The organism is Microcoleus sp. Z1_B2, from assembly GCF_036700325.1.
In the GTDB taxonomy this organism is placed as follows: Bacteria; Cyanobacteriota; Cyanobacteriia; order Cyanobacteriales; family Microcoleaceae; genus Microcoleus.
In genome coordinates, this window is sequence record NZ_JAUBOQ010000013.1 from 132,773 (window position 1) to 140,084 (window position 7,312).

At 45.6% G+C, this 7,312-nt stretch carries 4 protein-coding genes; 2 read left to right on the forward strand and 2 right to left on the reverse strand.

Annotated features, from left to right (window positions below):
* Positions 1–194 precede the first annotated feature (194 nt).
* Both QT984_RS10210 and QT984_RS10215 read left to right on the forward strand, forming a co-directional pair.
* Complete coding sequence (locus tag QT984_RS10210) at positions 195–1,586, forward strand: malic enzyme-like NAD(P)-binding protein (RefSeq protein ID WP_333051927.1); 1,392 nt, start codon at positions 195–197, stop codon at positions 1,584–1,586.
* 481 nt (positions 1,587–2,067) lie between these two features.
* Positions 2,068–5,910 carry a PAS domain S-box protein gene (locus tag QT984_RS10215; protein WP_333373898.1) on the forward strand — a complete coding sequence of 1,281 codons (3,843 nt, stop codon included), beginning with the start codon at positions 2,068–2,070 and terminating at the stop codon, positions 5,908–5,910.
* A gap of 96 nt (positions 5,911–6,006) precedes the next feature.
* Here the strand turns inward: QT984_RS10215 and QT984_RS10220 are convergent, their stop codons facing one another.
* Both QT984_RS10220 and QT984_RS10225 read right to left on the reverse strand, forming a co-directional pair.
* Positions 6,007–6,489: a GNAT family N-acetyltransferase gene (locus QT984_RS10220; protein ID WP_333051923.1), complete on the reverse strand. Its 483-nt coding sequence runs from the start codon at positions 6,487–6,489 to the stop codon at positions 6,007–6,009.
* A gap of 91 nt (positions 6,490–6,580) precedes the next feature.
* On the reverse strand, positions 6,581–7,177 hold the full coding sequence (locus QT984_RS10225) for a tRNA isopentenyl-2-thiomethyl-A-37 hydroxylase MiaE (RefSeq protein WP_333051921.1): 597 nt from the start codon (positions 7,175–7,177) through the stop codon (positions 6,581–6,583).
* Positions 7,178–7,312: the final 135 nt, after the last annotated feature.

Genomic DNA, 7,312 nt, shown 5'->3' on the forward strand with positions numbered 1-7,312 from the left:
CTAGAAACAGAGCACAGATTTACTCAAAAAAAGAGCTGTTTTCCAGCCACACCCCTGGCAGTGCAGAGCGATCGCACCACAGGCTCATAGAATTTGTTAAAAATTTCAGTTGAAAATTTGAATTATTAAATTTTATGCCTAACATTGGCGATAAAATCTAAGATTGAAATTCTCAAATCTGAAATCAAGACATCATGGTAAAACTGACACCCAATCCCAGCTTTAGTTTAACAATTCGGGTTGCTCTGCCGAACCAGCCGGGAATGCTCGCAAGAGTCACCAGCGCGATCGCATCTGTCGGCGGCAACTTCGGCCAAATCGACTTGATCGAGCAAACCCGCGCCACTACCGTTCGCGATATCACCGTCGATGCTTACAGCCTCGAGCATAACGAAGAAATAGTGCAAGCAGTGAAAGCACTGCCAGATATCAGAGTGATCGACGTGTACGATCGCACTTTCAACTTGCACCGCGGCGGAAAAATCAGCGTAGTTAGCAAAATTTCCCTCAAACGCCAGTCGGATTTAGCTATGGCATACACTCCAGGAGTGGGCCGCATCTGCACGGCGATCGCCAATGACCCGCAACAAGTTTATAACCTCACAATCAAACAAAATACTGTTGCCATTGTTACCGACGGTAGCGCAGTTTTGGGACTGGGAAACCTCGGCCCTGCCGCCGCACTGCCAGTTATGGAAGGCAAAGCCATGCTATTTAAAGAATTTGCAGGTATTGACGCCTTTCCTATCTGTTTGAATACCCAAGATACTGAGGAAATTATTCGCACAGTGCAGAATATCGCCCCGGTTTTTGGCGGCGTTAATCTCGAAGATATTTCTTCTCCCCGCTGCTTTGAAATCGAAGCAAGATTGCGGGAAACCTTAGATATTCCGATTTTTCACGACGACCAGCACGGCACTGCGATTGTTAGTTTGGCAGCATTAATTAATGCCTTGAAAATCGTCAAAAAAACCATCTCAGAAGTGTGTATCGTGATAAACGGAGCCGGTGCGGCCGGAGTCGCGATCGCCCGGTTGTTGCGTAAAGCAGGTGCCCAAAACATCATCATGTGCGACTCCAAAGGCGTCCTCTCCGAAGACCGCACGGATATGAACCCAGAAAAACTAGAATTTGCCGTGGCTTCGAGCGGTACTTTGGAAGATGCGATCGCCGGTGCCGATGTATTTTTAGGCGTCAGCGCCCCCGGCGTAGTCACCCGATCTATGGTGCGTTCGATGGCCGAAAATCCCATTGTTTTTGCAATGGCAAATCCCATTCCCGAAATTCAGCCAGAATTAATTATGGAAGATGCGGCGATCGTAGCAACCGGACGCAGCGATTACCCGAATCAAATTAACAATGTTTTGGCATTTCCGGGGATATTTCGAGGCGCTTTGGACTGCAAAGCGACCACGATTACGCCCACTATGTACTTGGAAGCAGCTTATGCGATCGCCTCTTTAGTCAGTCCTTCTCAGCTTGACAAAGAGCACATTATACCCTCGGTTTTTGACGAAAGAGTTGCCATTGCTGTCGCCGGTGCAGTACAGTTGGCCGCTCGATCCGAAGGTATTGCCCGCGATTAATTGAAGGAAGTTCGGCAACGGATTCGCTCGACGGATGTCACGGATGTCACGGATGTAATGGATGTCCGTCGGAAGAGGGAAGAAGGAAGAAGGTTGGAGGGAAGATACCATGTATAAATTAATGGTCTTTGTACCAGTTTTGTACTTCTTCTTTTGTGATTTTTCGGGTTTCTTCTCATTCCCTCTTTCCTCCTCCCCGGTGATTATTACTCACTTTTGTTTCCCCATCTTGTCTTTTTCCTCAACATCCATCCGTTAAATCCCGATCGCGCGATCGTTGCCGAACTTCCCTCGAACCTCGAACCTCCAATCTCTTCCTTCTTCCCTCCAAGCTCAGCATCTATCCGTTACATTTGTTAAATCCCGTAGAGGGATCGTTGCCGAACTTCCTTCTTCCCTCTTTTTTAATTAAGGATAAAACTCACAGCAATAAACAAGATAATAAAGATATAATTAAATAAACCAAGTCCAGCTAGGTCAGATGCAAAGCCAGTTAGGAAAAGCCAAGCGCAATCGCTCCCGTTGCCAATTGTTAGAACTGTGCCCGATAGGGCTGGCATTGTGCCGGACGGACGGGACTTTTCTCGACGTAAATCCAGCTTTTGCAAGTATTATCGGCCGCACAGTTGCAGAAACTCTCCACCTCAACTACTGGGAAATTCAGCAAACACAGTGCGCGGGCCCAGAAAAATATCTAGAATGTCAAGCAAAAAATAGCCACACGCACCTGTGCGAAGCAGCATACAAACATAAAAACCAGCATCTCGTACCCGTGCGAGTTTCCGAGCGGGCAATTGAAACAGAGGGACTGTCCGCGATTTGGCTAAGTGTTGAAGAAATCTTTAATAATCGGGATCAAAATAGCGCTCCCCTAGAATCAGCGTCGCCACACAGCAATTCACATCTAGAAAAATTGCTGACAAAGCAGACTGCGGAACTGGAAAAAACTCAGAAACTACTCGAAGAAAAAATCGCCGAACTGGAGCAAACTCAAGAAAAATTGCGTCTCCAAAGTCAAATTATCGACCAAATTCACGAGGCGGTAATTTCTACAGATATGGACGGCTCGATCACCATGTGGAATCAAGCCTGCCAAAAGTTATACGGCTATGAAGCAACTGAGGCTATCGGACAGCACATTTCTCTAATTTACCCGCCAGAAGAACACGAATTTTTGTTACAGCAAGTCATCAAACCGCTACAAGAAAAAGGCGAGCATGAAATAGAAGTTATAACACGCCGTAAATCTGGAGAAAAATTTTACTCGCACCTGATGCTCTCGCTATTGAAAGACAAAATGGGAGAAGTTGTGGGGATGATGGGATCTTTAACCGATCTCAGCGTTTGCAAAGCTTTAGAACAAGAATTAGCACAAAGACAAGGACTATTTGATGCGTTTTTAAAGGAGGCTCCGGCGGGACTTTGTATTTTGGACTCGCAGTTGCGCTACGTGCAAATTAATCAATTTTTAGCAGAAATAAATTGCCTGAGTCCAGCAGCTCACATCGGCAAGACTGTACGCGAAATATTGCCAAATATCGCTCCCATAATAGAGCCTTTGTACGAAAAAATTTTGAGGACAAAACAACCATTAATTAACATAGAGATGAGTGGTGACAACCCCAGAAAGCCTGGGTTTGTCCGACACCTAACAGGCTCTTATTTTCCCTTGCTAGACAAAGATGGCGAGGCGATCGGCATCGGTGCAGTTGTAGTTGACATTAGCGATCGCAAACAAGCAGAAGCTGCGCTGCAAAAAAGCGAACAGCTTTACCGCACTATGGCAAGCAACTTTCCTAACGGTGCGGTGATGTTGTTCGATCGAGAAATGCGCTACACGCTGGTAGAAGGTACAGAACTAGCCGCGGTGGGGCTTTCCAAAGAGTTGATGGAAGGCAAGACAATCTGGGAAGTATTCGAGCCAGATTTTTGCGCTGCTGTCGAGCCAAATTATCGGGCGGCACTGGCAGGAGAAACAGTTGTTACAGAATTTATTTACAGCGATCGCATCTACCTCGGTTATACTTTGCCAGTCAGAAACGAACGGCAAGAAATTATCGGCGGTTTGCTAATGACTCAAAACATTACGGCTCGCCAATTAGCAGAAGAAGCGCTTAGGGAAAGCGAGGACAAATACAGGTGCATTGTCGAGACAGCAGACGAAGGAATTTGGATGATAGATACGGATGGTAAAACTACTTTTGTCAACCAAAAAATGGCTAATATGCTCGGCTGCACTCCAGAGGAAATGATCGGGGAGTCGCTATTTGCTTTCATGGATGCAGAAGGCATGGCGATCGCACAAATCAGTCTCAAACGCCGCCGTGAAGGAATTCGCGAACAGCTCGATTTTAAGTTCCGTAGCCGAGACGGCAGGGACTTGTGGGCGATGGTTTCTACTAATTCCTTGGTAGATAAACAGGGACGCTATATGGGCGCTTTGGCAATGGTTGCCGACATTACCGATCGCAAGCAAACAGAAGCCGCATTGCAGCAGTCGGAAGCCAAATTTCGATCGCTCTACGAATTAACCAGTTTGCCTGTTTTTATGTTATGTGACAATGCCATCACCGATGCCAACACAGCCACCCTAAAACTATTTGGCTGCACTACCCCGCAAGAGTTGTACGGCCAAAACCCTGGCACACTCTCGCCTCCTTTTCAACCCAACGGCAGAGATTCTTTGAGCTTGGCCCACGAAATGATCGCGATCGCCTTTGAGCGGGGAAAGCACCGTTTTGATTGGGTTCACCAGCGCTTAGACGGTACTGATTTTCCCGCAGAAGTGGTGCTGACAGTCATCGAGGTGGGAAATGAAAAAATTATCCAAGTAGTGATCCAAGATTTAACCGATCGCAAACTTGCAGAAGAAACTTTAGTGCGATCGGAACAAGCCCTCAGACAGCAAGCTCAGCGAGAATTACTGCTCAATCAAATTGCCAACCAAATCCGCACTTCTTTAGATTTAGACACAATTGTAGCAACCGCAGTTGAAGAAATTCGCAATCTGATGCACCTAGATTGGTGCATCTTCACTTGGTATCGCCCCAACACCAATCCTCCGGTTTGGGAAGTAACTTACGAAGCGAAGAATGCAGATTTGCCAAGTATGCTTGGCACTTATCCTGTAGAGGACAAATCTAGTCTCGCAGTGCGACAGATTTTGCGGCGAGAAATTCTGCGAATTGATGATGTCAGCACTTTTGAAGATGTAGAATTGCGCGAAGTTTTCCAGGCTTCAAATTTTAACTCTGTGCTGTCGCTGCCAATTCATACTGCAGCAGGCGATATTGGGGTGATTACCTGCTATCAGGCTATCTCCATGCGAAATTGGAGCGAATCGGAAGTCGAACTGATGCAAGCGGTAGTCGCTCAAATTGCGATCGCGATCGACCACGCTGAACTTTACACCCAAACCCGCCAAGCTGCCCGACTAGCTCAAGCTCAAACTCAACAGCTAGAAGAAACTTTGCGCGAACTCCAACGCACCCAAACTCAATTAATTCAAAGTGAAAAAATGTCGAGTTTGGGACAGTTAGTAGCAGGTGTCGCCCACGAAATTAACAACCCGGTTAATTTTATCTATGGCAATCTCAGCTACACCAGCGAATATACTCAAAACTTGCTAAAAATGCTGCGACTTTACCAGAAAGAATACCCGCAGCCTAGCGCAAGAATTGTAGATGCAAGGGATGACTTAGAAATTGATTATCTCATTGAAGATTTACCTAAAATTTTAGCATCTATGAAAGTCGGAGCCGATCGCATCCGCGACATAGTTTTGAGCCTGCGAACTTTTTCAAGACTTGACGAAGCCGAAAAGAAACAAGTTGACATTCACGAAGGCATTGAAAGCACACTGCTGATTTTGCAAAACCGCCTGAAACATAAAGCCGATTACCCGACAATTAATGTGATTAAAGAATACGGTAATTTGCCTTTAGTTGAATGTTATCCCGGTCAGTTAAATCAAGTATTTATGAATTTGTTGAGCAATGCGCTAGACGCATTGGAAATGGAGATGAAGAAATCCGATCGCACCGACAAAAATCTCGCAATTACGATTCGCACCCAAGTAACCGACAATAACAGCGTTGCCATCTGGATAGCTGACAGCGGCCCTGGGATGAGCGAAGATGTGCAAAAGCGCTTGTTTGACCCGTTTTTCACTACTAAACCCATTGGCAAAGGAACTGGCTTAGGATTGGCTATTTCGCACTCTATTATAGTAGAAAAACACGGCGGCAAGCTTTCTTGCAATTCTGTAGTGGGAGAAGGTTCCGAATTTGCGATCGAGATTCCTCTGCAGCAAAAAATAAATTAAAACCCAATGCAAAATTCCCAGAAACCGGGTTTCTTCCGAGATATTTTGCCACCCAACCGACATTTTCTCAGAAACCCGGTTTCTTAGACTTTGCTTCTAACCTAGATATTTTACGTAAACCCGATCGCACCTTGGCGTCTCCACACCAGTTGTCGGTAGATATCCACTATTTTCGTACATTTTTACAGCTTCTTTGAGAATGCTAGCAGTTTCTATCCAGATTTCATCAAAGCCGCGAGCGATAATTTTACTTTCCAATTCTTGCAGTAAAAATTTACCCAAACCCTGTCCTCTTGCTGCTGGCAAAATATACATTTTGCGAATTTCCACAGCATTATTTCCGCGCTCAATCGGATAGTAAGCCGCCGTACCGACTATTTTATCCTGCCGCTCAACTACCCAAAATTCGCCACCTTGATTATGATAATGTAGTTCTACATCATAGACATCTCGATCTGCCCCGTGAGGTTCGCATTTTAAACCGTACTCTGCTAAAACATCCCTAATTAAATAGAACGCCTCAGCGCGATCGCGGGTTTCCCATGAACGAATTAAAAAATCCAGATGTTGGGTTTTCATTGGTTATTGCAACGTATATTTATTTTTTGACTTTAGCAACTGTAAACTTACTCATTTTTTGTGTTTTACAGTTTTTAAATGCACCTAGCTTTTAACTGTGAATTCTCGGTTCGGGATGAAGACTTGCGAGCAACTCGCTCTCTACTAATGATAATTCCTCCAACCTCTGCATCACAATATCCCGATCGAAATAAGTTGTTGCTAAAATCCAATATACCCCGTAATGGCGCGCCTCCGAAGCCATCAAACTGCGGTAAAACTTAGCTAATTGGGCGTCGGGACAGCGATCGCCCAGCAGCCCCAACCGTTCGTGACTGCGCGCTTCTATCAAACCAGAAACCAACAAAGAATCCAAAAGTCTCTCCGGTTCCTGCTTGCGAATTTGGGCGGACAAACCGGCACCATAGGGAGGTGCAGCCAAAGGGCCCAAAGCAATGCTGCGCTGTTCTAACCGCTGGTTGACTTGCTCGAAATGCTCTAATTCTTCGCGGGCGATCCCCGTTAGCATCCTCACCAATTTTTCCTTTGCTGGGTAGCGAAACATTAAATTTAACGCTACTCCCGCCGCTTTCCGCTCGCAGTGAGAATGGTCTAATAAGATTGTATCCAAATGGGCGATCGCCTGTTCCACCCAAGCTTCCGAAGTCGGCTGTTTTAAAAACTTAATAGTTGGCAGTGTTGAAGTCATACCATTTTAGATTTCAGATTTTAGACTTTAGATTAGTCATTTTAGGGTGCGTCAGGTTAGGATCGCGAATTAAATAACTTATAATTTTAATTGTTATTGTGGGATGGGCGTCCCGCCCGTCCACTCATGACGGGC

Bases quoted from the DNA above. Each gene is read 5' to 3' on its own strand.
- QT984_RS10210 (WP_333051927.1), top strand. From the start codon at position 195: ATGGTAAAACTGACACCCAATCCCAGCTTTAGTTTAACAATTCGGGTT.
- QT984_RS10215 (WP_333373898.1), top strand. From the start codon at position 2,068: ATGCAAAGCCAGTTAGGAAAAGCCAAGCGCAATCGCTCCCGTTGCCAA.
- QT984_RS10225 (WP_333051921.1), bottom strand. From the start codon at position 7,177: ATGACTTCAACACTGCCAACTATTAAGTTTTTAAAACAGCCGACTTCG.
- QT984_RS10220 (WP_333051923.1), bottom strand. From the start codon at position 6,489: ATGAAAACCCAACATCTGGATTTTTTAATTCGTTCATGGGAAACCCGC.